The 23,312-nt window shown below is 66.2% G+C and carries 25 protein-coding genes and 1 pseudogene; 15 read left to right on the top strand and 11 right to left on the bottom strand.

Going from position 1 to position 23,312, the window contains the following annotated elements:
• Nucleotides 1-7: 7 nt before the first annotated feature.
• Nucleotides 8-259 (top strand): annotated as a pseudogene (locus GJG85_RS09780) (SOS response-associated peptidase family protein); the annotation flags it as partial.
• Between the two features lie 61 nt (nt 260-320).
• Here the strand turns inward: GJG85_RS09780 and GJG85_RS09775 are convergent.
• The 3 genes from GJG85_RS09775 to GJG85_RS09765 form a co-directional block, all read right to left on the bottom strand.
• On the bottom strand, nt 321-1,256 hold the full coding sequence (locus tag GJG85_RS09775; RefSeq protein ID WP_143328875.1) for a hypothetical protein: 936 nt from the start codon (nt 1,254-1,256) through the stop codon (nt 321-323).
• A gap of 508 nt (nt 1,257-1,764) precedes the next feature.
• Nucleotides 1,765-2,496, bottom strand: a complete 732-nt coding sequence (locus GJG85_RS09770; RefSeq protein WP_143328874.1) for a hypothetical protein — start codon at nt 2,494-2,496, stop codon at nt 1,765-1,767.
• Between the two features lie 247 nt (nt 2,497-2,743).
• Nucleotides 2,744-3,973 (bottom strand): integrase arm-type DNA-binding domain-containing protein, encoded by a 1,230-nt coding sequence (locus GJG85_RS09765; RefSeq protein ID WP_089488509.1) that lies wholly within the window; start codon nt 3,971-3,973, stop codon nt 2,744-2,746.
• A gap of 178 nt (nt 3,974-4,151) precedes the next feature.
• Here GJG85_RS09765 and GJG85_RS09760 point away from each other — a divergent pair, with 178 nt between their 5' ends.
• From GJG85_RS09760 to GJG85_RS09745, 4 genes are all read left to right on the top strand, one after another.
• The gene (locus GJG85_RS09760) at nt 4,152-4,466 is read left to right on the top strand and encodes a Dabb family protein (protein ID WP_012328683.1); all 315 of its coding nucleotides are present in this window, start codon (nt 4,152-4,154) and stop codon (nt 4,464-4,466) included.
• Nucleotides 4,463-4,942, top strand: a complete 480-nt coding sequence (locus GJG85_RS09755; protein ID WP_050013262.1) for a PaaI family thioesterase — start codon at nt 4,463-4,465, stop codon at nt 4,940-4,942. The genes GJG85_RS09760 and GJG85_RS09755 overlap by 4 nt, the downstream gene beginning before the upstream one ends.
• A 161-nt stretch (nt 4,943-5,103) precedes the next feature.
• Nucleotides 5,104-6,063 carry an alpha/beta hydrolase gene (locus GJG85_RS09750; RefSeq protein ID WP_050013261.1) on the top strand — a complete coding sequence of 320 codons (960 nt, stop codon included), beginning with the start codon at nt 5,104-5,106 and terminating at the stop codon, nt 6,061-6,063.
• Between the two features lie 40 nt (nt 6,064-6,103).
• Complete coding sequence (locus GJG85_RS09745) at nt 6,104-6,550, top strand: GNAT family N-acetyltransferase (protein ID WP_050013334.1); 447 nt, start codon at nt 6,104-6,106, stop codon at nt 6,548-6,550.
• 16 nt (nt 6,551-6,566) lie between these two features.
• Here GJG85_RS09745 and GJG85_RS09740 read toward each other — a convergent pair whose 3' ends face one another.
• Both GJG85_RS09740 and GJG85_RS09735 read right to left on the bottom strand, forming a co-directional pair.
• Complete coding sequence (locus GJG85_RS09740) at nt 6,567-7,412, bottom strand: NRDE family protein (protein ID WP_050013260.1); 846 nt, start codon at nt 7,410-7,412, stop codon at nt 6,567-6,569.
• Nucleotides 7,413-7,488: 76 nt separating this feature from the next.
• Nucleotides 7,489-8,523, bottom strand: coding sequence for a folate-binding protein YgfZ (locus GJG85_RS09735; protein ID WP_050013259.1), 1,035 nt, complete (start codon nt 8,521-8,523; stop codon nt 7,489-7,491).
• A 77-nt stretch (nt 8,524-8,600) separates the two neighbouring features.
• On the opposite strand from GJG85_RS09735, the gene mltG reads away from it, so the two are divergent.
• From mltG to GJG85_RS09690, 9 genes are all read left to right on the top strand, one after another.
• Nucleotides 8,601-9,620: an endolytic transglycosylase MltG gene (mltG, locus tag GJG85_RS09730; RefSeq protein WP_050013258.1), complete on the top strand. Its 1,020-nt coding sequence runs from the start codon at nt 8,601-8,603 to the stop codon at nt 9,618-9,620.
• Nucleotides 9,620-10,240 carry a dTMP kinase gene (gene tmk / locus GJG85_RS09725; RefSeq protein WP_050013257.1) on the top strand — a complete coding sequence of 207 codons (621 nt, stop codon included), beginning with the start codon at nt 9,620-9,622 and terminating at the stop codon, nt 10,238-10,240. The genes mltG and tmk overlap by 1 nt, the downstream gene beginning before the upstream one ends.
• 18 nt (nt 10,241-10,258) lie before the next feature.
• A complete protein-coding gene (locus tag GJG85_RS09720; protein ID WP_050013256.1) occupies nt 10,259-11,287 on the top strand; it encodes a DNA polymerase III subunit delta' in 1,029 nt (342 codons plus the stop codon).
• Between the two features lie 141 nt (nt 11,288-11,428).
• Nucleotides 11,429-12,208, top strand: coding sequence for a TatD family hydrolase (locus tag GJG85_RS09715; protein ID WP_050013255.1), 780 nt, complete (start codon nt 11,429-11,431; stop codon nt 12,206-12,208).
• A gap of 43 nt (nt 12,209-12,251) precedes the next feature.
• Nucleotides 12,252-12,962 carry an ankyrin repeat domain-containing protein gene (locus GJG85_RS09710; RefSeq protein WP_050013254.1) on the top strand — a complete coding sequence of 237 codons (711 nt, stop codon included), beginning with the start codon at nt 12,252-12,254 and terminating at the stop codon, nt 12,960-12,962.
• A 122-nt stretch (nt 12,963-13,084) separates the two neighbouring features.
• Entirely contained in the window at nt 13,085-13,441 is a 357-nt protein-coding gene (locus tag GJG85_RS09705; RefSeq protein WP_006485939.1) for a Rap1a/Tai family immunity protein, read from the top strand.
• An 89-nt stretch (nt 13,442-13,530) separates the two neighbouring features.
• Nucleotides 13,531-14,703, top strand: a complete 1,173-nt coding sequence (locus GJG85_RS09700; protein WP_050013253.1) for a mechanosensitive ion channel domain-containing protein — start codon at nt 13,531-13,533, stop codon at nt 14,701-14,703.
• A gap of 35 nt (nt 14,704-14,738) precedes the next feature.
• Nucleotides 14,739-15,914, top strand: coding sequence for an AAA family ATPase (locus GJG85_RS09695; RefSeq protein ID WP_050013252.1), 1,176 nt, complete (start codon nt 14,739-14,741; stop codon nt 15,912-15,914).
• 282 nt (nt 15,915-16,196) lie between these two features.
• Nucleotides 16,197-17,261 (top strand): glycosyltransferase family 4 protein, encoded by a 1,065-nt coding sequence (locus GJG85_RS09690; RefSeq protein WP_050013251.1) that lies wholly within the window; start codon nt 16,197-16,199, stop codon nt 17,259-17,261.
• Nucleotides 17,262-17,384: 123 nt separating this feature from the next.
• Here GJG85_RS09690 and GJG85_RS09685 read toward each other — a convergent pair whose 3' ends face one another.
• The 3 genes from GJG85_RS09685 to GJG85_RS09675 form a co-directional block, all read right to left on the bottom strand.
• Complete coding sequence (locus GJG85_RS09685; protein ID WP_050013250.1) at nt 17,385-17,972, bottom strand: YSC84-related protein; 588 nt, start codon at nt 17,970-17,972, stop codon at nt 17,385-17,387.
• A gap of 259 nt (nt 17,973-18,231) precedes the next feature.
• A complete protein-coding gene (locus tag GJG85_RS09680) occupies nt 18,232-18,681 on the bottom strand; it encodes a hypothetical protein (protein WP_204383281.1) in 450 nt (149 codons plus the stop codon).
• 258 nt (nt 18,682-18,939) lie between these two features.
• On the bottom strand, nt 18,940-19,230 hold the full coding sequence (locus GJG85_RS09675) for a PsiF family protein (RefSeq protein WP_011549641.1): 291 nt from the start codon (nt 19,228-19,230) through the stop codon (nt 18,940-18,942).
• Between the two features lie 271 nt (nt 19,231-19,501).
• Here GJG85_RS09675 and GJG85_RS09670 point away from each other — a divergent pair, with 271 nt between their 5' ends.
• Nucleotides 19,502-20,524, top strand: a complete 1,023-nt coding sequence (locus tag GJG85_RS09670; protein WP_124554584.1) for an asparaginase — start codon at nt 19,502-19,504, stop codon at nt 20,522-20,524.
• Nucleotides 20,525-20,618: 94 nt separating this feature from the next.
• Here the strand turns inward: GJG85_RS09670 and lysM are convergent, their stop codons facing one another.
• The 3 genes from lysM to hyi form a co-directional block, all read right to left on the bottom strand.
• The gene (gene lysM / locus GJG85_RS09665) at nt 20,619-21,089 is read right to left on the bottom strand and encodes a peptidoglycan-binding protein LysM (protein ID WP_050013247.1); all 471 of its coding nucleotides are present in this window, start codon (nt 21,087-21,089) and stop codon (nt 20,619-20,621) included.
• A gap of 460 nt (nt 21,090-21,549) precedes the next feature.
• Nucleotides 21,550-22,443: a 2-hydroxy-3-oxopropionate reductase gene (locus GJG85_RS09660; RefSeq protein WP_050013246.1), complete on the bottom strand. Its 894-nt coding sequence runs from the start codon at nt 22,441-22,443 to the stop codon at nt 21,550-21,552.
• A gap of 41 nt (nt 22,444-22,484) precedes the next feature.
• Entirely contained in the window at nt 22,485-23,294 is an 810-nt protein-coding gene (gene hyi, locus GJG85_RS09655; RefSeq protein ID WP_089488506.1) for a hydroxypyruvate isomerase, read from the bottom strand.
• Nucleotides 23,295-23,312 lie beyond the last annotated feature (18 nt).

Genomic DNA, 23,312 nt, shown 5'->3' with positions numbered 1-23,312 from the left:
CACGATGTGCGTCGCCGGTATCTGGCAAACGCTGCGCCGCCGGGACGGATCGGACGTTCATGCGACGGCGATGCTCACCGTCAACGCCGACGGCCATCCGCTGATGTCGCGCATGCACAAACCGGCCGATGAAAAGCGGTCTGTCGTGATCTTGAGGCCGGACGACTGGGAGGAGTGGCTCACAACATCCGACGTTGAAGCCGCGCGCTCGATGTTGCGCCTGTATCCTGCCGGCGAGCTGATTGCGGAGTCAAAGTAACTTTCTCGCGCTAGGAGCAGTAGCAAGAACGTTGGTTGACTGCAAGCTTTCATACACGATTCTAGTTCCGTGGCCTTTCCGTGGGGACCACCGGGTTTGGCCCGTCGAATTTTGGATTCAAGCGTACCGTGACGGCGCATTGTTGCTGGAATGTCGCGGATGTAGGCGTGGTACCGATGTCAAATGCGCTGGTGAAAAAAACACCGGCTATTGCTGCTATGCGCGAGGAGACGTGTCTCTTTCCGTCCATGATCTCCTCAATGCATTCAGAGAAAGCGCGACCTACGGCAGGCTCGGGATGGCTACCCCCAATCACTACGATACCTCCAAGAGCGCCGGTGAGTTGGTTACGAGCTGCCTGAAGTTCTTTCCTCATGCATCTTTCAATCTCTTCTTTTGACGGAGCCAACGAGGGCCAGAATAGTGCTTTGGGCGCCTTCACTTCTACGGACAAGCGATCGCTTGCCGAGACGTTGACGTACAAATCCGGCGATTGTCCTTGGCGGACTGGGGCAGTGATTCCGATCGCCGTGCCATGATCATCAAGATGGCTCGCGATGCCCAGCATAGTCATCGCGTGATGAAATTCATTACATAGCGACCTCCCGATAACCGGAAAGAGGCGATGATGGCTCCATCGGCCGCAAAAGTGGCGGGCGAGCTGCAGGTAGCCGATTGCATGCTGGTCGTCGACGGCTCCGATTTCACCGGCGGCTAATCGTTCTCTGAGGTGTACCACGGCCCATGCAGGAGGACACTGGAGAAAATAGTGATTTCCAGCGCGGATCGCTCGCTCAACGGACTTGATTGCGGGCTTGAAAGACTGTCCGGTCAGTAGATCTAACTCTTCTACCATTGCATCTAAGTCATCGTTGCTCAACGAAATCGCGTCGCCATTTGCGGCTCGTCGTGCCGCTCCAGTGAGGGCGCGCACCCGTTCAATTTCCTGATCACACGTAAATACCGCTGCGCCAGCAGTTAGATCGACAGTAGTCACACTAAAGCGTCCGGTACGACCGAGCGACACTAACGGCGTGGGAAGCGCCTCATCGTCGGGCCAGGATGGAGTGCGGGTTACACCGCTGCACGCGAAGCACTGGATATCAAGTGCGATAAGGCGCCTAGGTTCGTATCCTTCTACCAGCACACTCTGACATTGCTCGCAAAGTAGTTGAACACCATGAGCCGCTCCTCGAAACACGGGAGCGCTACTACGTTGCATAACGCGAGGGTAGTCCGGGGTGGCTGGGGTACTTAATGTCATTTTTTCACTCGTATGGACGGGCACGAGGGGGCGGGTTTGTGCGCAGGGCCTTGTCAGATAAGGTACAGGTACTGCTGCATCATCGGGCACTGCAAATTGCTTTGCAACCAAGTGGCAGGATCGGCGCCCAAAAGCACAAAAACCCGCCGCGAGCGGGCTTTTTCACGTGCTACAAATTTGCTACAGCAAGGGGCGGAACCTTTGCTGGACAAGCCTTGCGCTTATCATTCCATTCCCTGAACTACGGCATAGACGCTGCGATAGGCTCGTCTGGAGGTGTTGACGTCATATACATTTCATAGCGGACACCGTGAAGCCATTCAGGGTGCCTGCGTTGAAACGTCCGAAGCACCTCATGTGCGATCTGCCGAATGGTTGCATCAACGGCTCCGAGGAGCGGAATCTCATCGGAGCCGGGGATGCTGAGAACGTGTCCCAGCGCGTTTGTGCGGGACAGACGATGGTAAGCGGCGGTGAGTCCGGGGTCAACGTGACTTCCGCCGTCTTCATTTGCCATCCAACCAACTAGTTGTCGGCGCGTGAATTTCTCACGAGTGTTGTCTCGAATCACCGGGAAGATATTCCACCAGTCCGCAAAGCGGACAAGTTTCCGTGAATGTCCGAGTTGATTGTCGAATACAGGCAATGGGCGCATGGTTTGAGAATCGGGAGACACATCGATTCGCACGCGAATCAAGCCCGCGTAAGTCAGTAGATTTGTCTCGGAGAAGCGTGCTGCCGTGTCGATGAACCGGGCCTGATTTTCGCCGAGTTGAGCCACCAAGGATACGTTGTCGCGACCATTTGAATTCAGGATCACGCGCAACGCCTGTGCAATCCGCACAATTTCATCGCGGTCACCTTCGTCAAACTCTCGGCACGATTTCGCCAGAAGCGCGAGCTGGGAGCGGAGTGCGTTCTGAATTTCAGCTTTGGAGCGTCGAACGCGTGGCTCTTTCTTTTTCTGCGTCATGTCGTTTTTCTCCGTGGAGCGTAAGTTGTGGCGCAACTTTCTAATTGGAATTTTGTGCCAAGGGGCAAGGGAGTCTCGCAGGCTACGAGTAACGTTGCAACCGCGCGCATAGGATCGACGCTCAGAAGCACTGCCGCGCATGTGCTCGACCCAGTGCAACCAGCAGCGGAGCGAGGTACTCGGGTTGACTAGGGTCCTTGACGGTCCGGTCTAGTCTAGATCATTGGCCCTACAGCTGCGTCATCGCTTACTGACGTGGCGTGCTTGCAGCACCTCCTGCGTTGGAGATTACCTCCGCCTCGACGTCGTCGAGCCAGTTCGCCCACGCTTGCATCATCTCCCGACGCTCTGGCAAATACTTGGCATGGTTGTATGTCGAGCGAGTCCTGTCCTTGTCTTTGTGCGACAACTGCATTTCGACGACTTCGTCCTTCCATCCCATTTCATGGAGGTTGGTCGACGCTGTTGCCCGAAAGTCATGACCAGTTATCGGTTCAGGGTTATCCGGAACCATGTAGTCGATCGCCCGGTTGATCGTTGCGCGACTCATGTGTGGGCGCTTTCGGTTGCTATGCAGAATCGGCAGGATGTACCCGCGATTTCCGTACATTTCCTGCAGCTCGCGCAGCAGTGTCACTGCTTGCGTGGGGAGGGGAACGATGTGCAGGCGTCGTGATTTGATTTTTTCCGGGGGTACCCTCCATTCGGCGGTTCCCAGGTCGATTTCTTCCCATCGCGCCCGGCAAAGCTCGATCGTTCGTGGAAACAGCATCATCAGCAATCGAATCGCAATCGCGGTCCGTCTGCTCTTGTAGGTGGGAAGCTGGCGAAAAAGCTTCTTCAGTTCTTCACGGGTCAACGCCCGAGCATTCTCTGTCGGAGGTTTCAGGACCGAACCACGCAGCACCGACGCGGGATCTGTATCAGCTCGCAGTGTGATCACCGCATACTGGAACACATTGGACACGTACTGGCGTAGTTTGATCGCTACGGAAGGGGAGCCACGCTCTTCGACCCGACGCATCAAAGCAAGCACGTCATGGGCGGTAACAGAACGCATGGGGCGGTTCCCGATGAACGGGTACGCATCGGCTTCGAGCATGCGGAGAATTTCGCCAAAGTGCCGCTCGGTCCAGGTCTTCCGCTTCTTCTCCAGCCACTCATCGCTGACTGAGCGAAAAGTTGCTTTGCCTTCGTCGATGCGCGCCGACAGTACTTCTTGTCGCGCATGCGATGGGTGCAGTCCCTTCTTGACGAGTTCGCGGGCATCGTCACGCGCCGCGCGTGCGTCTTGAAGGCTGATCGTGGGATATTCGCCGATCGCGAAGAGGTTTTCCTTCCCGGCAATCCTGTACTTGTATCGCCAGAGCTTGGAGCCGGACGGCTTCACCAACAGATACAGTCCATTGCCGTCGGTAAGTTTGGTAGGCTTGTTGACCGCCTTCGCTTGTCGGATCTTGATGTCGGTAAGTGGCACGGTGAAAAAGGGGGTATCGTCTCTAGATGGTCAAAATGATACCCCCTTTTATACCCCCTTTTTTTCCGGCTGGACACGATTTCCGGCGAACGTAAGCGAACGGTGGAAGGGTGAAAGACGACCGTCCGGAAAGGGTTTTCGGCAAATTCGCGAACCAACACGAACAGGAGCGAACGAAGTGATTAGACATATTGTCATGTGGAAGTTGAAAGAATCCGCCGAAGGCGCGACGCGTGCACAGAACGCGCTGAAGCTGAAGGAAAAGCTCGAAGGCTGCCGCGACCTCGTGCCCGGCACCCTGCAGATCGACGTCGGCCTGGCGACACCTGGCCTCGACGCGACCGCCGACATCGTGCTCGTCTCCGATTTCACCGACAAGGCGGCGCTCGACGCGTACCAGGTGCATCCGGTTCACCAGGAAGTGAAGAAATTCGTCGTCGCGGTGGCCGAATCGCGCGAGTGCGTCGACTACATCGTCGACGTCGCACGATGAGCGACGCGGCAACCCCGACGGAAGGCCCGTCGATCGAAAGCCCGTTCGTCGATCTGCTCGGCGTGCAGCTCGTGTTCGCGAAGGACGGTGCGAGCGAGATCGTGCTGCCGCTCGAGGAGCGCCACATGAACACGTGGAGCATCGCGCACGGCGGCGTGACGATGACGCTCGCCGATATCGCGCTCGCGATGGCGGCGCGCAGCCTGACCGACGACGGCGTCGGCGTCGTCACGGTCGAGATGAAGGTGAACTTCATGCAGCCGGGCCGCGGCGAGCTGCGCGCTTACGGGCGCGTGATGCACCGCTCGACGACGATGGCCTACTGCGAAGGCGAAGTGCGCGACAGCGACGGCAATTTCGTCGCGAAGGCGCTCGGTACGTTCAAGTACATGCGGCGGCTCGCGGTCGGCCGCGACATCAAGCGGCAACGCTCGCGCACGGCGCCGGACGCCCATCCCGGGCCGAGCGACGCGTAAGCATTCGCCACGCGCGGCCCTGTCTCTTCGATGCGGCAGGGCCGTTTCGTTTGGCAGGACGGAACGGCACACGGCGCGGCGCGCCGCTGCTGTCCGGCCCCCCACGTGGCATCATGTCACGCTTGTCCGTTCACGGCGCCACGCCCGCGCCGTCCACTCCGATGCCGCTGAATCCGAAGATCGCCCAGGTGCTCGACATGATCGAGCGCGCGAAACGTCCGTCGTATCACCATCAGACGCCGCAGCAGGCGCGCGCCGCGTACGAGAAGAGCGCGCCGATCCTCGACGTCGTGCCGGCGCCGATGCATTCGGTGGAGGAATGCGTGGTGCCGACGCGCGACGGCCGCACGATCGGTGCGCGGCTGTATCTGCCGGTCGCGCCGAGCCTGGCGGAGCCGCTGCCCGCGCTCGTGTACTACCACGGCGGCGGCTTCACGGTCGGCAGCGTCGACACGCACGATGCGCTGTGCCGGATGTTCGCGCGCGATGCGCAATGCGCGGTGCTGTCGGTCGGCTACCGGCTCGCGCCCGAACACAGATTTCCGACCGCGGTGAACGATGCCGACGATGCATTGCAATGGCTGCATCGCGAGGCCGCCGCATTCGGCGTCGACGCCGCGCGGCTGGCGGTCGGCGGCGACAGCGCGGGCGGGACGCTCGCGACGGTCTGCGCGGTGCTCGCGCGCGACGCGGGCATTCGTCTTGCGCTGCAGCTGCTGATCTATCCGGGTGTGACGCGTGACCAGGACACCGAATCGCACGCGCGGCTCGCCAGCGGCCACCTGCTGACGCAGGACACGATCCAGTGGTTCTTCACGCAATACGTGCGCGATCGGGCGGATCGCGACGACTGGCGTTTCGCGCCGCTCGACGGCACGCGCGATGCGCCGTCGTTCGCGGGCGTCGCGCCGGCGTGGATCGCGACGGCCGAATACGATCCGCTGAGCGACGAGGGCGCCGCGTACGCGGACAAGTTGCGCGCGGCCGGCAACGCGGTCACGCTGGTCTGCTATCCGGGGATGATCCACGAATTCTTCAAGATGGGCGGCTACGTGCCGGAGGTGCGCGTCGCGCATGCCGATGCGGTCGCGGCGCTGAAGGCTGCATTCGACGAGGTTTGACGGCGAGCGCGGAAGGCGCGCGCGCCGCGGGAGGATGGCGATGACGAACGGCGTGGGCGGGGTGGAAACGGGCGACTGGACGGTGCTGGGCGGCGACGCCGCGCGGATCCGCGACGCGGTGTTCGTGCGCGAGCAGCAGATTCCGCCGGAATGGGAACTCGACGACGACGATCCGCTGTCGCTGCATGCGGTCGCGTACCGGACCGACGCGGCGACCGGGCTGCGCCGTGCGGTCGCGACGGGGCGGCTGCTGCCGTCCGGCACGATCGGCCGTGTCGCGGTACTGGCCGACATGCGCGGGCAGGGTGTCGGGTCGGCCGTCCTGAATGCGCTGCTGGACGCCGCGCGCCGCCGCGGCGAAGCCGTCGTGCGGCTGTACGCGCTGGATTCGGCGGTGTCGTTCTATCTGCGGCACGGCTTCGCGGCGGTCGGCGAGCCGTTCGTCGAAGCCGGCGTGCCGCACGTCGAGATGGCGCGCGCGCCGTAGCGCGCCACGTGTGCGCTCAGCGCGGCCGCGCCGCGTCGATATCGAACGTAACCGCGCGTTCGAACGCGCCGGGGCGGACGGTGCGGTGCGAGCCGTCGTCGTCGCTGCGTTCCTTGATCTCGACCGTCAGCCGTACGCCTTCCTTCATCGTGACGCGCAGCGCGGTCGTGCCGCGCGTGCCGTATTCGGGCGTCTCGATGAACGCGGCCGACAGCGCGCGCTCGCGCTCGATCGGAATGCCGGTGTGCGGCAGCGCGTCGTCGTCCGCGACGTGCGGGTCGCGCATCAGCGCGATCAGTTCGTCGAGCGACGGCGTCGGGTTGTCGGTGAGCAGCGTGCCGAGCTCCGCGCGCTTGCGCACCACTTTCGGCCAGGGCGTATCGAGCCGCGCATTCGACAGCGCATGCACGCCCGGCGCGATCGCGACGGGCGCGGCGACACGGCTTTCGCCTTCGGGCGCGCGGTTGCAGAACCACGCGAGCTCGCGTCGGCGCCAGTCGCCGACGAGCAGGTTGAAGCCGTTGTACACGGCCGCATGCTCGGCAAGCTGCGCGAGATAGTCGAGCGGCGCGACGGACGCGCCGCCGAGAAAGTCGGAGACCAGCTTGCCGCGGGTCGGCGCGCCCGCGCGGATGTCGAACGGCGCGCGGTAGTTGGTCAGCGCGGCGAAGCGGCCGTCGCGCGAGACGCCGAGCCACGTGCCGCCCGCTTCGAGATCGCGGCCGGCCAGCACGCCCGGCACGTCCTCCCACCACGAGAGCGGCGCGCTGGTCCGGCGAAAGAACTCGTCGCGATTGGCGACGAGGGTAAAGACGGGACCGGCGGCGGCATCGGGCTGCCAGTCGAAGGCAATCAGACACATCGGGCGAATCTCTCGCAGGAAACGTCGCGCGCCGGCTGCGACTCGCGAGCCGGCGCGCGAACGGGTTGTCAGTGCATCACGCTTCGGTCGGCCACGCGTACGGCAGCGCGTCGAACGCGAGCGGCGGGCCGTCGGCCGAACCGAGGTGCACCGTGCCGCTGTCGAGCGCGGCGAGCTTGATCTCGACGAGCGCGTCGACGCCGCCCGCCGGCGCGGCCGCCGCGTTGACGATCATCCCGCACGGCTGGCCCGGGTCGTCGCTGTGGAACAGCTCGACGCCGGCATGCACGGTATCGGTCTCGCCGGCGACGTGCGCGAGCGCGGTGCGGCGCTTGATCGTGCCGCGGTACTGGCTGCGCGCCACCACTTCCTGGCCCGGGTAGCACCCTTTCCTGAAGTTAACGGCACCGATCACGTCGAAGTTGACCATTTGCGGCACGAACTGTTCGACGGCCGGCTGCGTGATGCGCGGCTCGCCCGCGCGAACGTCGAGCCAGTCCCACACGGCGGGCGACACGACGGGCAGCGTGCCGGCGAGCGCCGCGAGGCGCGCGTCGACCTCGGCGCGCGGGCCGATCCACAGATAGCGCTTGCGGCCGGCCGCATCGGGCACGCGGATCAGCGCGCCGGCCGGGCCGTCGACCTTCACGTGCACGCCGTCGGGCAGCGCATCGAAGATGCCCGACAGCGCGTCGCGCACGTCGCCCGCGAAGCCGGCCACCGCGAGCGTGTCGCTCGCGTCGGTCAGCTTCGCCTTCGCGCGCAGCACGAACATCGACAGCCGTTTCTGCACGGCCGGCTGCACGTCCTTCGACACGAGCAGGCGCACGTCGTGGCCGGCGCGCCACGTGAGGAACGACGCGAGCAGGCGGCCCTTCGGCGAGCAGTACCCGGACAGCCGCGCGCTGCCGGCATCGAGATGCTCGATGTCGTTGGTGAGCTGGCTGTGCAGGAACGTCGCGGCGTCGTCGCCGGCCACGTCGATCACGCCGAACTGCGGCAGCGGCATGCAGGCGCCCGGCGCATCGAAATCGGCGGCAGGCGGGCGGGGGAAAACGGGGAGCGAGGCAGATGCGGCCTGGGCAGCCGGTGAAGCGAACGGTGTGCTCATGGAATGAGGGAACAGTCAACCCTGACTTTGACGGAGGCGAGCAAGTATTATATGGGTCTTACCTGAGTCACGTTTCCATGTCCCTACTGAAGAAATGCGCCGCGACGATCGTGGCGCTGGCCGTCGTTGTGGCCGCTGCCGGCGCGGGCGGCGGGTATTACTGGGCGACCCGGCCGCTGTTGCTGGGCTCGGCATCGCTCGACGTCACGATCAAGCCGCGCAGCAGCGTGAAAAGCGTCGCGCTGCAGCTCAAGCACGGCGGCGTGCCGGTCGAGCCGTTCGCGTTCGTCGCGATGACGCGCGTGCTCGGGCTGTCGAGCCGGCTCAAATCGGGCAACTACGAATTCAAGACCGGCATCACGCCTTACGACGTGCTGCAGAAGATCGCGCGCGGCGACGTGAACGAGTACGTCGCGACGGTCATCGAGGGCTGGACCTTCAAGCGGATGCGCGCGGAACTCGACGCGAACCCGGATCTGTCGCACGCGACGGCCGGCATGAGCGACGCCGAGCTGCTGCGCGCGATCGGCGCATCGGACGGCGCGGTGCAGCGCGGCAGCGGCGAGGGGCTGTTCTTCCCCGATACCTACCTGTTCGACAAGGGCACGAGCGACCTGAACATCTACCGGCGCGCGTACCACCTGATGCAGACGCGCATCGACGAGGCCTGGGCCGCGCGCACGCCGGGGCTGCCGTACAAGACGCCTTACGAAATGCTGACGATCGCGTCGATCGTCGAGAAGGAGACCGGCCACGCGGCCGATCGCGCGTTCGTCGCGGCCGTGTTCGCGAACCGGCTGCGCATCGGCATGCCGCTGCAGACCGATCCGTCGGTGATCTACGGGCTCGGCGACGCGTACGACGGCCGTCTGCGCAAGCGCGACCTGCAGGCCGACACTCCCTACAATACCTACACCCGACGCGGGCTGCCGCCCACGCCGATCGCGTTGCCGGGTGTCGCCGCGCTGCAGGCGGCGATCAATCCGGCCCCGACGAGCGCGCTCTATTTCGTCGCGAAGGGCGACGGCACGAGCGTGTTCTCGGACACGCTCGGCGACCACAACAAGGCCGTGGATAAATACATACGAGGTCAATAATGGCGAGCGGTAAATTCATCACGTTCGAAGGCATCGACGGCGCGGGGAAGACCACCCACCTGCAATGGTTCTGCGAACGCCTCCAGGGCCGGCTGGCCGCGGCCGGCCGGCAGGTCGTCGTGACCCGCGAGCCGGGCGGCACGCAGCTCGGCGAGAAACTGCGCGAGATCCTGCTGAACCAGCCGATGGATCTCGAGACGGAAGCGCTGCTGATGTTCGCCGCGCGTCGCGAGCACCTCGCGCTCGTGATCGAGCCGGCGCTCGCGCGCGGCGACTGGGTCGTGTCGGATCGCTTCACCGACGCGACGTTCGCGTACCAGGGCGGCGGCCGCGGGCTGCCGCGCGACAAGCTCGAGACGCTCGAGCGCTGGGTGCAGGGCGGCTTCCAGCCCGACCTTACGGTGCTGTTCGACGTCGCGCCGCAGGTCGCGAGCGAGCGTCGCGGCGCCGCGCGCATGCCCGACAAGTTCGAAAGCGAGTCCGACGCGTTCTTTGCCCGCACGCGCGCCGAATACCTGCGGCGCGCGGAAGAGGCGCCGCACCGCTTCGCGATCGTCGACGCGACGCGATCGATTCCCGAGATTCGCCAGCAGCTCGAACGCGTGCTCGCCGCGCTGTAACCCGCAAGGAACGCACCCATGATCTATCCGTGGCAAACCGACGACTGGGACCGCCTGCAGCAACTGCGCGCGCAATGGCCGCATGCGCTGCTGCTGCACGGTCAGGCCGGGATCGGCAAGCTGCAGTTCGCGCAGCATCTCGCGCAGGGCTTCCTGTGCGAATCGCCGCAGCCGAACGGCGAGCCGTGCGGCGCCTGCGCGGCCTGCAACTGGTTCTCGCAGGGCAACCATCCGGACTACCGGATCGTGCTGCCCGAGGCGCTGGCGGGCGAGGCGCCGGGTGCGGCCGACGACGCGAAGCCGGCCGACGCGGACGAAGGCGGCAAGAAGACGCGGGCGCCGAGCAAGGAAATCAAGATCGAGCAGGTGCGCGCGCTGCTCGACTTCTGCGGGGTCGGTTCGCACCGCGGCGGCGCGCGTGTCGTCGTGCTGTATCCGGCCGAGGCGCTCAATGTCGCCGCGTCGAACGCGCTGCTGAAAACGCTGGAGGAGCCGCCGCCGGGCGTCGTGTTCCTGCTCGTGTCGGCGCGCATCGACCGCCTGCTGCCGACCATCATCAGCCGCTGCCGGCAGTGGCCGATGACCGTGCCGGCGCCGGAGGCCGCCGCCGCGTGGCTCGCGGCGCAGGGCGTCGACCACGCCAGCGCGCTGCTCGCCGAGGCCGGCGGCGCGCCGCTCGCCGCGCTGGCGCTCGCGAGCGACGAGAATCGCCCGCTGCGCGATTACACGCTCGGGCAATTGGCCGCCGGTGCGGGCTGCGATCCGTTCGCGTGCGGCGAGGCGCTGCAGAAGCTGCCGGTGCCGCTGGTGCTCGGCTGGCTGCAGCGCTGGCTGTACGATCTGCTCGCGCAGCGGATGGCCGGCGCGCCGCGCTACTTCCCGACGCACGCGGCCGCCCTGGCGCGCTGCGCGGAAGCGGTCGATGCGAACGCATTCGCGCGCTTCATGAAGGCCGTGACGCGGCAGCGCACGGCCGAGAACCATCCGCTCAACGCGCGGCTCGTATTCGAGGAATTGTTTCTCGGATATCGGGAAATGTTTGGTTGATCCGGCATTGTTTCCGATGCGTTGCGAAACGATGAACGGATCACGTGGCGGCGCGACCGTGGCCGGCCGGCCCGCCTACGTCGCCCGGTGCCGCATGCCGGCGGGCGCATGAGCGCCCGTCTCACGTATTCAGGAAACACGATGTTCGTCGACTCTCACTGCCACATCAATTTCAAGGGCCTGGCCGACCGCCTGCCGGCCGTTCTCGAGAACATGCGCGAGCACGACGTCACGCACGCGCTGTGCGTGTCGGTCGATCTCGAGACGCTGCCCGACGTGCTCGCGATCGCCGAAGCGCACGACAACGTGTACGCGTCGGTCGGCGTGCATCCCGATCACGAGGACATGCGCGAGCCGACGCTCGCGGAGCTCATCGAGCTGGCCGCGCATCCGAAGGTCGTCGCGATCGGCGAAACCGGCCTCGACTACTATCGTCTCGAAGGCCGCTCGATCGCCGACATGGAATGGCAGCGCGAGCGCTTTCGCACGCACATCCGCGCGGCGACCGCGACGATGAAGCCGCTGATCATCCACACGCGTTCGTCGTCGGAAGACACGCTGCGGATCATGGCCGAGGAGCGCGCGGACGTGCCGGGCGGCGTGATGCACTGCTTCACCGAGCCGTGGCCGGTCGCCGAGCAGGCGCTCGCGCAGAACTTCCACATCTCGCTGTCGGGCATCGTCACATTCAAGAACGCGACCGACGTGCAGGACGTCGCGCGGCGCGTGCCGCTCGACCGGCTGCTGATCGAGACCGACTCGCCGTACCTCGCGCCGGTGCCGTATCGCGGCAAGCCGAATGAACCTGCGTACGTCAGCCATGTCGGACGCTTTATCGCATCCGAGCGCGGGATCGCCGTCGAGGCGCTCGCCGATGCGACGACGCAGAACTTTTTCCGGCTGTTCAAGATCGCCCGCTAACGACGGGCGCGCAGCCGACAACCCAGGGAAGGAGCCCACAACAATGACGAAGCCGACCAACCATCTGCCCAAACGCGCACTCGTTGCCGCCGCATTCGTCGCGAGCGGCCTGTTCGCCGCCGCCGGCGCGCATGCCGAGTCGCTCGACGCGATCGTCAAGGCCGTCAAGTTCGACGACATCGCCGATATCGGCAAGCAGCTCAAGAGCGGCAAGCTCGACCCGAACACGGTCGCGCCGAACGGCGACCCGCTCCTCGTGATCGCCGCACGCGAGAAGTCCGACAAGGTCGCGGCGGCGATCGCCACGACGCCGAACGTCGATCTCGAGAAGGAAGACAAGGCCGGCGAAAACGCGCTGATGCTCGCGTCGCTGAACGGCGACCTCAACCTCGTCAAGCTGCTGATCGACAAGGGCGCGGAAGTGAGCAAGAAGGGCTGGGCGCCGCTGCACTACGCGGCGACCAACGGCCAGGACGCGGTCGTCAAGGTGCTGCTCGACCACGACGCGTACATCGACACCGCATCGCCGAACGGCACGACGCCGCTGATGATGGCCGCGCGCGGCAACCATGCGTCGACGGTCACGCTGCTGCTCGACCAGGGCGCCGATCCGCAGGTGAAGAACCAGCTCGGCATCACCGCGCTCGAGTTCGCGAAGCACTACAACGCGCCGGACGCGATCGAGATCCTGAGCAAGCGAACGACGCGTATCGGTGCGGCGACGCCGGCAGATGCTCAAAAGAGTGCAAAATAACGTTTTTTGGTGCGGCGGCGCGTGTCCGCCCGGCCGGCTTTCCGGCCGGAGCAGGGCGTCCGGCGCCGCACCGGCCAAGGCAGCAGGCGGTCTCCGGCCGCATTGACATAAGAAGGAACACCATGTTGCGCGCAATGTTTTGTGCCGCGGCGTTTGCCGTGCCGTTGTCGGCGGCGGCTTTCACGGGCGCGGATCTCGACCGGCTGTGCGCGAAGACGGACGTCAAGTCGCGGGCGTCGTGCGCGGCCTATATCGAAGGCGCCGCCGACGGCGTCTACAACACGATCGATGCGATCGGCGGCACCACGGGGCCGCGCGTCGGCCAGTACTTCTGCCTGCCGCCCGACATCCGGGCGCAACAGATGACGGACGCGGTACGCAAGTACATCGCGGAAAATCCGAAGCTGGCCGACTACAACGCGAGCACCGCGGTGTCGCTCGGTCTCGGCAAGGCGTTTCCCTGCAGGAGCGGCAACTGATCTGACGCCGTGTCCGGGCGCGCACGTGGCCCGGACGTCGCCGACGCATCCAGGACGAAGCCTGCGCGCTTCATCACTCGAGGGCGCCGATGATTTCAATCGAGGAACTGCAGCGCATCGCCGATGCGCCGTTGCATTCGTGGCTCGGCACGTTGTTCGTGTCGGCCATCGTCATACTGGTCGTCACGGTCGTGCACCGCCTCGGCGCACGCATCGTCAAGCGCATCGCGCAGCCGTATCCGCTGATGAGCGCGATTCTGCGCTACATCGACAAGCCGTCGCTCGTCGTGCTGGCGCTGCTGGCGCTCGAATTCCTGTGGGTCCAGGCGGACGACGGCATATCGTTCGTGCGCGGCATGCGCACCGCGGCCGCGGTCGGCTCGATCGTGTCGCTCACGTGGCTGCTCGTGCGGCTCGCGGCCGGCGTCGGCGACGCGATCATCCAGGCCCATCCGATCGATACGGCCGACAACCTCCAGGCGCGGCGCGTCCATACGCAGGCCAAGGTGCTCGTGCGGACCGTGATGGTGCTGATCGTGATCATCGGCACCGGCGCCGCGCTGATGACGTTCCCCAACGTACGGCAGGTCGGCGCGAGCCTGCTGGCATCGGCCGGTGTGGCCGGGCTGGTCGCCGGTATCGCCGCGCGGCCGGTGCTCGGCAACCTGATCGCCGGGTTGCAGATCGCGCTCACGCAGCCGATCCGGCTCGACGACGTGGTCGTGATCCAGGGCGAGTGGGGGCGCATCGAGGAAATCACCGGCTCGTTCGTGTCGGTGCGGCTGTGGGACCAGCGGCGCCTCGTCGTGCCGCTGCAGTGGATCATCGAGAACCCGTTCACGAACTGGACGCGCAGCAGCGCGGAAATCATCGGCACCGTGTATCTGTCGGTCGACTACCGCACGCCGCTCGCGCCGCTGCGCGAGGAACTCGCGCGGCTCGTCCATGCCGCGCCCGAGTGGGACGGCCGCGTGCAGGTGCTGCAGGTGACCGACGCGACGGAGCGCACGATGCAGTTGCGCGCGCTCGTCAGCGCGGCCGATTCGTCGTCGTGCTGGGATCTGCGCTGCCGCGTGCGCGAAGGGCTGATCGCCTATCTGCAGAACCGCTATCCGCAATGCCTGCCGCGCAGCCGGATGGAGCTGTATCCGCACGAATCGGCGCCGGCCGCGCCGAATCCCGAACGGCCGCATGCGCGCTCGCCTGCCGCCAGTACCGCGGCCAACACCGCAGCCGATCCGCAGGCTGTCGACGGCCGCTGAACGCGGCCCGGCCTGCCATTTCCGCCCCCATTCCCATGACCGCGCTGAAGACGTTCGCCATCGCCAATTACCGCTCGCTGCGCGAGCTGATCGTGCCGCTCGCGGCGCTCAACGTCGTCACGGGACCGAACGGCAGCGGCAAGTCGAGCGTGTACCGCGCGCTGCGGCTGCTCGCCGATACCGCACAGGGTCGCGTGATCCCGTCGCTCGCGCGCGAAGGCGGCTTGCCGTCGACGCTGTGGGCCGGCCCCGAGCGCTTTTCGCGCGCGATGCTGGCGGGCGACGTGCCGGTGACGGGCACCGTGCGCAATGGCCCGGTGAGCCTGAAGCTCGGCTTCGCGTGCGACGATTTCGGCTATTCGATCGATCTCGGCCTGCCGCTGCCGAGCCGCTCGCAGTTCGCGCTCGATCCGGTGGTCAAGCGCGAATGCATCTGGGGCGGCGCGGTGCCGCGCCCGTCCACGCTGCTGGTCGACCGGCAGGGCGCGCAGATCCGTGCGCGCACCGCATCGGGCGACTGGCGGACGATTCCGCAGCCGGTCGCGAGCTTCGACAGCATGATGACCGAGTTCGCCGATCCGACCGGCGCGCCCGAGATGATCGCGATGCGCGAACGGATCCGCTCGTGGCGCTTCTACGACCATTTCCGGACCGATGCGCAGGCGCCAGCGCGCCAGTCGCACGTCGGCACCCATACGCCGGTGCTCGCGGACGACGGGGCCGACCTGGCCGCCGCGCTGCAGACGATTCGCGAAATCGGCGACGCGGCGGCGCTCGACGCGGCGATCGACGACGCGTTTCCCGGCGCGTCGGTCGAGATCGACAATCCGGGCGGCCGCGGCCGCTTCGACGTGCTGATGCGCCAGCCGGGGCTGCTGCGGCCGCTGGCGGCGGCCGAGCTGTCCGACGGCACGCTGCGCTACCTGCTGCTCGCGGCCGCGCTGCTGACGCCGCGGCCGCCTGCGTTGATGGTGCTGAACGAGCCGGAGACGAGCCTGCATCCCGATCTGCTGCCCGCGCTCGGCCGCCTGATCGCGCAGGCGGCCCGGCACTCGCAGGTGCTGGTCGTGTCGCACGCGGCGCGGCTCATCGCGACACTCGAGCGCGAGGCCGGCTGCGAATCGCTGGTGCTCGACAAGCAGCTCGGCGCGACCGCGCTCGTCGATGCCGATTCGCGCGACCTGCCGGCGTGGAAGTGGCCGTCGCGTTGAGAGCCCGATCGCGTGCTCGGGGTGGCGATCGGCGCCCGGTGGCGCGGGATCGGCCCGACCGGGGCCCGACGCGAGGCGGCCGGGCCCGCTCGGTCGAATGTATCCGGTCTGTAACAACCCCCAAAAAATGCAAGACCTGCGGTTCCGCTCGTCGGGATCGCGAATAATAATGAGATATCCGGCTGGCCCCACGCCGGCCGGCGCGGCAGGGAGACGGACGGCGCGCGCGAGCGCGGCCCGGCCGGCCGTGCCGCAACGGACACGACACAGGAGACGTGGACCATGAGAATTGCCCAGATCGCCCCGCTGACCGAATCCGTGCCGCCAAAGCTGTACGGCGGCACGGAGCGCGTCGTGTCCTACATCACCGAGGCGCTCGTCGAGCTCGGCCATGACGTGACGCTGTTCGCGAGCGGCGATTCGACGACGCGGGCGAAACTCGAGCCCGTGTGGCCGCGCGCGCTGCGGCTTGATTCGTCGATCCGCGACCGCGTCGCGCCGCACATGCTGCTGATGGAGACGGTCGCGCGCCGCGCGAAGGATTTCGACGTGCTCCATTTCCACATGGACTACTACTCGTTCTCGGTCTTCAACCGGCAGGAAACGCCTTACGTGACGACGCTGCACGGCCGGCTCGACCTGCCCGAGCAGCAACCGGTGTTCGACACGTTCAACACGGCGCCGGTGATCTCGATTTCCAATTCGCAGCGCCAGCCGTTGCCGCAGGCGAAATGGCTGACGACCGTCTATCACGGGCTGCCCGATACGCTGTACATGCCGCAGCCGGTCGAGCCGCGCTATCTCGCGTTCCTCGGCCGCATCTCGCCGGAAAAACGCGTCGACACTGCGATCCGCATTGCCCGCCAGTGCGGGCTGCCGATCCGGATCGCCGCGAAGATCGACGCGGCCGACCAGGAATACTTCGACCGCGAGATCAAGCCGCTCTTCGCGTTGCCGCATGTCGAATACATCGGCGAGATCGCCGATCACGAGAAGGCCGAATTCCTGTCGGGCGCGCATGCGCTGCTGTTTCCGATCGACTGGCCTGAGCCGTTCGGCCTGGTGATGATCGAGGCGATGTCGTGCGGCACGCCGGTGATCGCGTTCAACCGCGGCGCGGTGCCCGAAGTGGTGGACGAGGGCGTATCGGGTTTCATCGTCGAGGATGAAATCAGCGCGGTGGCCGCCGTGAACCGGCTGCATCTGCTGCCGCGTGCGCGCGTGCGGCAGCGCTTCGAGGAGCGCTTCACGTCGCGCCGGATGGCGCAGCAGTACGTCGACGTGTACCAGTCGGTGATCCGCGCGCAGAAGCGCTCGCGCTTCAAGGTGATCGATTCGACGACCTGATCGGCCTGAGCAACCTGTCCGACCTGGCGCGCGTCGCGGGCGGATAAAAAAACGGCGATGCCCGCAAGGACATCGCCGTTTGCGCATGCCCCGCGCGCCATGCGCGCGGGCAGTGCGTCGACGTCAGATCTTGAGCTTCGTGACCTTCGTGCCGTTGATCGACACGTCGCCCATCAGGCCCGCGTTGGTCAGCACGACGACCTGGATCGGCGCCGTGGCCGTGTTGGAGTCGACCGCACCGTTCGCGCCCATCTTCACGAGTGCGACCGATGCGCCGGCGCCGGCTGCCCAGCCGTCCGAGTTGCGGAATTCGTCGAGTGCCTGCTGCGTCATGAACAGGAACACGACCGCCTTCGACTGCGCGCCCGCCTGCAGGCCGACCGACAGCGACGACGTGTTGTAGTAGCCGACGGTGCTGCCGCCCACGCGCAGCGCGCCGTTGCCGGACTGGGCGCCGACGATGAAGCCGGCCTGCAGCACTTCGGGGAAGACCAGCACGCCGCGCGATTTCGCGACGAGCTCGCGCGAACCCTTGACGGTGGAGTACATGCGCGACAGCGTGGCGTCGACGCTCGCGTCGATCGACTGACGCTTCGACGCGTTGGTCGCGGCGTTGTCCGGCTTGTCCGGGGTGGTGGTGCAACCGGTGAGCGCGAGGCTACCGACGATGAGCGCGGCGGCGGCTTTGAGCACAAGAGTCCGTTTTTGCATCGTTGTTCTCCATCGGATGACGTTCGGAGTGAGTCTCGCTCAAGGAGCGGATCACGTCGGCAGTTATATCACAGCGGATTACGGCCTTTTTTCGTTGCCGTGTGAAAAAGCGTCAAATCGCGCGGGGATGTCGCGGCGCGCCAACGGACGAAACGACGCCGACGCGCGACGCGTGGCCCGCGCGTGGCCGGCGTGCGGCGAACGCGAGGGGCGAGCGGAGAGCGGCGGCGCTTGCGGTGTGCGTCGATGTGCGTCGGTGTCAGTGCGTGACGGGCGGAACGGGCGGCTTGATCGGCGGGCGGCGCAGCGCGCGGCGGATCAGCGCGATCACGACGCCGCAGGCGAAGAGGAACGCGGCCGGGACGACCCAGTAGCCGACGAACGCATGCCACAGATAGCCGGCGAGCGTATTGCGGCGCACCACGTATTCGTCGCGGGCCGCCTGCTGGCGCGGTGCGTTGGCGGCGAGCACGTCGGCCGGGCAGCCGGCCGCGCGCGCCTCGTCAGGATCCCCGTGGCACTTCGCGGCGGCGCCGGCGGCCTGCTGCGCGTCGGTGAGCTGCCAGGTGGTCAGCGCGAGCTGCAGGTCCGCCTTGTTGTACGACATTTCCTCGCGGATCTCGCGCACGGCGATGATCGCGACGGGCACCGCCCAGAACACGATCACGATCAGCCAGCGGCGGAACCAGCGGTGTTGTCTCCATGCCATCCAAGCCTCCGTTTGACGCGCGTGCGCGTCCGTCTCGAGGGCGGCCCGATGGCGCTTCTTGGTCTTGGGTGGGCCGCGTTGCAGCCATCATAGAAGAAAACGCGGCGAATTGCCGCACCATGTGACGGCACCGCGGCGGCAGGCCGGAAAAACAGGGCGGAAAGAACGGGAATGCGTGCGTCGATGCGCGTGCAACGAATATAAAAATGCCGCGCCCGCCGAAGCGGGGCGCGGCATTCGAGACGGGAGCGCCGGAACTCAGGCGGCCGGCTGGTTGCTCAGGCAACTCTTCATGAACGCCTTGCGATCGTCACCCTTCTTGCCGGTGGCCTGCGTGTTGCACGCCTTCATCTTTTCCTGCTGCGTCATCGCCTTCGCGGGCTTCGCCGACAGGCAGTCCTTCATGAACGCCTTGCGTTCATCGCCCGTCTTGCCGGCTGCCTGCGTGTTACAGGCCTTCATCTTGTCCTGCTGGCTGTTCGCCGCGAATGCGGGGGAAGCCAGCATGCCGCCGAGAAGCACTGCGGCTACGAGCGATTGGATTTTCATTTCGACACTCCCATGGGGTGAATTGCGTTTTATATCGACGCCGTCACGAAGCCCGGCGCGACGTGAACAGGGTCGCATCGCGCCGCGCGCTCCGATTATGGCAAATCAATGTGAAAACACCAAAACGGCCTTTCTATAACGCGGGGGGCGGCATGGCCGTTGACGGCGCGCACGCGCCGGCGATCGGGACAAACCATGACACGGGGCGCGCGCAGCGCGCGTTCGCGCCGGACCTACCGGATGCCGGGCGCGAGCCATTACAATCGCGGCCATGAATACACCGAACACCGCATCCTCTTCGTCCGCGGCGGCGCTGCCGCGCATCGCCGTACTCGCCACCGGCGGCACCATCGCCGGCGCCGCGCCCGACGCGGCCAGCACGGCTGGCTATCAGGCCGGCGCGCTCGGCGTCAATTTCCTCGTCGACGCCGTGCCGGCGCTCGCGTCGGTCGCACGCATCGACGCGGAGCAGGTCGCCAGCATCGACAGCAAGGATCTCGCGCTGCCGCTATGGAATACGCTCGCCGCGCGGATCGACGCGCTGATGGCCGATCCGGCCATCGACGGCATCGTGATCACCCACGGCACCGATACGCTCGAGGAAACCGCGTACGCGCTGCATCTGGTCGTCCGGGGCGACAAGCCGGTCGTGCTGACGGCCGCGATGCGGCCGGCCACCGCGCTGTCGTCCGACGGCCCGCTGAACCTGTTGAACGCGGTGACCGTGGCCGCCCATCCGGCCGCGCGCGGGCAGGGCGTGCTGGTCGCGTTCAACAACCGGATCCATGGCGCGCGCGACGTCGTGAAGACGAGCACGTACGCGGTCGACGCGTTCCAGTCACCGGAGCTCGGTGCGCTCGGCTGGGTGCAGGACGGCCGCGTCGAATTCGCCCGCCGCGTCACGCGCACGCGCGACGCGCAACTGGCGATCGCCGCGACCTGGCCGCCGGTCGAAGTCGTCGCGAGCTATGCGGGCGTGACGCGCACGGCCGTCGACGCGCTCGTCGCGGCCGGCGTGCGCGGCCTCGTCGTCGCGGGCACCGGCAACGGGTCGATCCATGCGACGCTGCAGACGGCGCTCGCCGATGCGGTGAACGCGGGCGTGGCCGTGGTCCGTGCGTCGCGCGTCGGTTCGGGGCACGTGATGCGCAACGGCGCCGCGAGCGACGATGCGCTCGGTTTCGTGAGCGCGGGCTCGCTGCACCCGTTCAAGGCGCGTGTGCTGCTGATGCTCGCACTCGCGAACGGCATTCGCGATCGCGACGCATTGCAACGCGTATTCGACACGCTGTGACCGATGGCCGCCGCTCGGGCGGCGCGTAGAAAGCATAAAAAAATGGCAGGCCAATGAATAGCCTGCCATTTTTACGTCAGTGCTGCGCGAATGCTCAGGACTGCGGCGGAATCACGAGCTTCTGGCCCGGGTAGATCCGGTCCGGGCTTGACAGCATCGGCTTGTTCGCCTCGAAGATCGCCGGATATTTGTTCGCGTCGCCGTACACTTCCTTGGCGATCGCCGACAGCGTGTCGCCCGGCTTCACGTCGTGGTACCGCACTTCCGGATCGTCCGGCTGCAGATCGTCGTCGTTGACGCCCGCGACACCCTGCACGTTGCCGGCCGCGACCTTGACCTTCGCCTTCGTGTCGAGATCGGCGACGCTGCCCGACAGCGTGACGGTGCGCGAGGCGCCGTCGAACGCGACGGTCAGGTTCGACGTGTCGAGACCTTGCGAGTTGATGTAATTCTTGATCGCATCGGCCGCGGTCTGGTTCGCGGCATTCGGATCTTCCGCTGCCTGTGCATCGGCGTGACCCAGCAGTTTTTCACCCGCCTCCTTGATAAACGAAAGAAGACCCATCGTTGCACTCCTTAGGTGGTTGAAAAGAAAACGCGCCGTGAAGTGGCGAAAAAAACACCGCGCTGGGTGCGGGCCCGGAAGGGGCGCGCAGGCGCGGCGGTTTTCTCGAAAGGCGTGGCGAAAGTGTAGGCGTTCATCGCGACGAATGCATGAAAAATCGCACGCTCGAACGTAAAGAAATGTAATACGCGAAATCCGACAGGCGGACACCCGACGACGACGTCTGACCGACCAAGGCTTCCCCGGCGCCGCCGGGTGCCGCTGCGGACCCCACCACGCCGCTCTCAGCCCAGAGCGGCGTTTTTCGCCCCGTCCCGCATGCCGTTGGCGATGCAGGGCGGGGCGCCCCACCGTGATGCGCGCGTGCGTCGCGCATCGATGCGACCGGCCGTAACCGGATCGCGTCTGTTCGTGACACGCGTTTCACCATTGCAGCGAAACGCGCGTTGCTGCATCCGCGTTACGCGGCCGGCGTCTGGCCGATCTCGAAGTTCGACATGATCTCCAGCGCGCGCACGAGCGCCGAGTGATCCCACGCCTTGCCGCCGTGCGACGCGCATACGCTGAACAGCTGCTGCGCGCTCGCGGTGTGCGGCAGCGCGAGGCCGAGCTTGCGTGCGCCGTCGAGCGCGAGGTTCAGGTCCTTCTGGTGCAGCTCGATGCGGAAGCCCGGATCGAACGTGCGCTTGGTCATCCGCGCGCCGTGCACTTCGAGGATGCGCGACGCGGCGAAGCCGCCCATCAACGCCTGGCGCACGCGCTCCGGATCGGCGCCCGAGCGGGCGGCGAACAGCAGCGCTTCGCCGACCGCTTCGATGTTCAGCGCGACGATGATCTGGTTCGCGACCTTGCAGGTCTGACCCGCGCCGTTGTCGCCGACGAGCGTGATGTTCTTGCCCATCTTCTCGAACAGCGGCTTCGCGCGCTCGAACGCCTTTTCCGGCCCGCCGACCATGATCGTCAGCGTCGCTTCGCGTGCGCCGACTTCGCCGCCGGACACCGGCGCGTCGAGGTAGTCGCAGCCGAGCGCATTGATCTGCTTCGCGAATGCCTGCGTGTCGAGCGGCGAGATCGAGCTCATATCGATCACGAGCTTGCCGGCCGTCAGGCCCTTCGCGACGCCGTCGTCGGCGAACAGCACGTTACGCACGTCGGGCGTGTCCGGCACCATCGCGATGATGATGTCCGCGTGCTGCGCGACTTCGGTCGAGTTCGCGACGACCTTCGCGCTGCCGCGCAGATCGTCCGGAATCGGGAACGCGCCGTTCACGACGAGCTGGTGATCGCCCTTGAGCAGGTTGCGCGCCATGTGCGCGCCCATGATGCCGAGGCCGATGAAACCGATGATTGCCATGTGAAAGTCTCCTCTGGGGCTGAAAACGGGAAGGGGGCGACTCAGGCGGCGCGACGCGCCGAGGCCGGTGCGCAGCCGGCCACGCTTTGCAGCCAGCCGAGGCCTTCCGTCGTGGTGGTGCGGGGCTTGTATTCGCAGCCGACGTAGCCGGCATAGCCGAGCCGGTCGAGCAGCGCGAACAGGAACGCATAGTTGATCTCGCCGGTGCCCGGCTCATTGCGGCCCGGGTTGTCCGCGAGCTGGACGTGGCCGATCGATGCGAGGTTGCGTTCGATCGTCGCGGCCAGTTCGCCTTCCATGCGCTGCATGTGATAGATGTCGTACTGCAGGAACAGGTTGTCCGAGCCGACCGCGCGGATCACGTCGAGCCCTTCCGACGAGCAGTTCAGCGCGAAGCCCGGGATGTCGAAGCGGTTGCACGGCTCGACGAGCAGGCGGATGCCTTCGCGCTTGAGCGCATCGGCCGCGAAGCGCAGGTTGTCGACGATCGTCACGAAAGTCTTGTCGCGCGCGGTGCTCGCCGACGGAATGCCGACCAGGCAGTTCAGCTGCGGCACCTTCAGGGCCTTCGCGTAGCCGATCGCACGGCCGACCCCTTCCTGGAACTCGCCGACGCGATCGGGCAGGCACGCGATGCCGCGCTCGCCCTGATCCCAGTTGCCGGCGGGCAGGTTGTGCAGCACGAGGCGCAGGCGGTGCGACTCGAGCTGCTCGGCGAGTTCTTCTTTCGCGTACGGGTACGGGAACAGGAACTCGACGGCGTCGAAACCCGCATCCGCGGCCGCCTTGAAACGGTCGAGGAACGGCACTTCGTTGAACAGCATGGTCAGGTTTGCAGCAAACTTCGGCATGAGCTAAGCCTCTTCGGT

It is taken from the genome of Burkholderia sp. MS389 (genome assembly GCF_016899425.1).
GTDB classification, from domain to species: Bacteria; Pseudomonadota; Gammaproteobacteria; order Burkholderiales; family Burkholderiaceae; genus Burkholderia; species Burkholderia sola.
This window is presented reverse-complemented; position numbering and strand designations above follow the sequence as displayed.

Bases quoted from the DNA above. Each gene is read 5' to 3' on its own strand.
- GJG85_RS09770 (WP_143328874.1), bottom strand. From the start codon at position 2,496: ATGACGCAGAAAAAGAAAGAGCCACGCGTTCGACGCTCCAAAGCTGAA.
- GJG85_RS09755 (WP_050013262.1), top strand. From the start codon at position 4,463: ATGAGCGACGCGGCAACCCCGACGGAAGGCCCGTCGATCGAAAGCCCG.
- GJG85_RS09750 (WP_050013261.1), top strand. From the start codon at position 5,104: ATGCCGCTGAATCCGAAGATCGCCCAGGTGCTCGACATGATCGAGCGC.
- GJG85_RS09745 (WP_050013334.1), top strand. From the start codon at position 6,104: ATGACGAACGGCGTGGGCGGGGTGGAAACGGGCGACTGGACGGTGCTG.
- GJG85_RS09740 (WP_050013260.1), bottom strand. From the start codon at position 7,412: ATGTGTCTGATTGCCTTCGACTGGCAGCCCGATGCCGCCGCCGGTCCC.
- GJG85_RS09735 (WP_050013259.1), bottom strand. From the start codon at position 8,523: ATGAGCACACCGTTCGCTTCACCGGCTGCCCAGGCCGCATCTGCCTCG.
- mltG (WP_050013258.1), top strand. From the start codon at position 8,601: ATGTCCCTACTGAAGAAATGCGCCGCGACGATCGTGGCGCTGGCCGTC.
- tmk (WP_050013257.1), top strand. From the start codon at position 9,620: ATGGCGAGCGGTAAATTCATCACGTTCGAAGGCATCGACGGCGCGGGG.
- GJG85_RS09720 (WP_050013256.1), top strand. From the start codon at position 10,259: ATGATCTATCCGTGGCAAACCGACGACTGGGACCGCCTGCAGCAACTG.
- GJG85_RS09715 (WP_050013255.1), top strand. From the start codon at position 11,429: ATGTTCGTCGACTCTCACTGCCACATCAATTTCAAGGGCCTGGCCGAC.
- GJG85_RS09710 (WP_050013254.1), top strand. From the start codon at position 12,252: ATGACGAAGCCGACCAACCATCTGCCCAAACGCGCACTCGTTGCCGCC.
- GJG85_RS09705 (WP_006485939.1), top strand. From the start codon at position 13,085: ATGTTGCGCGCAATGTTTTGTGCCGCGGCGTTTGCCGTGCCGTTGTCG.
- GJG85_RS09700 (WP_050013253.1), top strand. From the start codon at position 13,531: ATGATTTCAATCGAGGAACTGCAGCGCATCGCCGATGCGCCGTTGCAT.
- GJG85_RS09695 (WP_050013252.1), top strand. From the start codon at position 14,739: ATGACCGCGCTGAAGACGTTCGCCATCGCCAATTACCGCTCGCTGCGC.
- GJG85_RS09690 (WP_050013251.1), top strand. From the start codon at position 16,197: ATGAGAATTGCCCAGATCGCCCCGCTGACCGAATCCGTGCCGCCAAAG.
- GJG85_RS09685 (WP_050013250.1), bottom strand. From the start codon at position 17,972: ATGCAAAAACGGACTCTTGTGCTCAAAGCCGCCGCCGCGCTCATCGTC.
- GJG85_RS09680 (WP_204383281.1), bottom strand. From the start codon at position 18,681: ATGGCATGGAGACAACACCGCTGGTTCCGCCGCTGGCTGATCGTGATC.
- GJG85_RS09675 (WP_011549641.1), bottom strand. From the start codon at position 19,230: ATGAAAATCCAATCGCTCGTAGCCGCAGTGCTTCTCGGCGGCATGCTG.
- GJG85_RS09670 (WP_124554584.1), top strand. From the start codon at position 19,502: ATGAATACACCGAACACCGCATCCTCTTCGTCCGCGGCGGCGCTGCCG.
- lysM (WP_050013247.1), bottom strand. From the start codon at position 21,089: ATGGGTCTTCTTTCGTTTATCAAGGAGGCGGGTGAAAAACTGCTGGGT.
- GJG85_RS09660 (WP_050013246.1), bottom strand. From the start codon at position 22,443: ATGGCAATCATCGGTTTCATCGGCCTCGGCATCATGGGCGCGCACATG.
- hyi (WP_089488506.1), bottom strand. From the start codon at position 23,294: ATGCCGAAGTTTGCTGCAAACCTGACCATGCTGTTCAACGAAGTGCCG.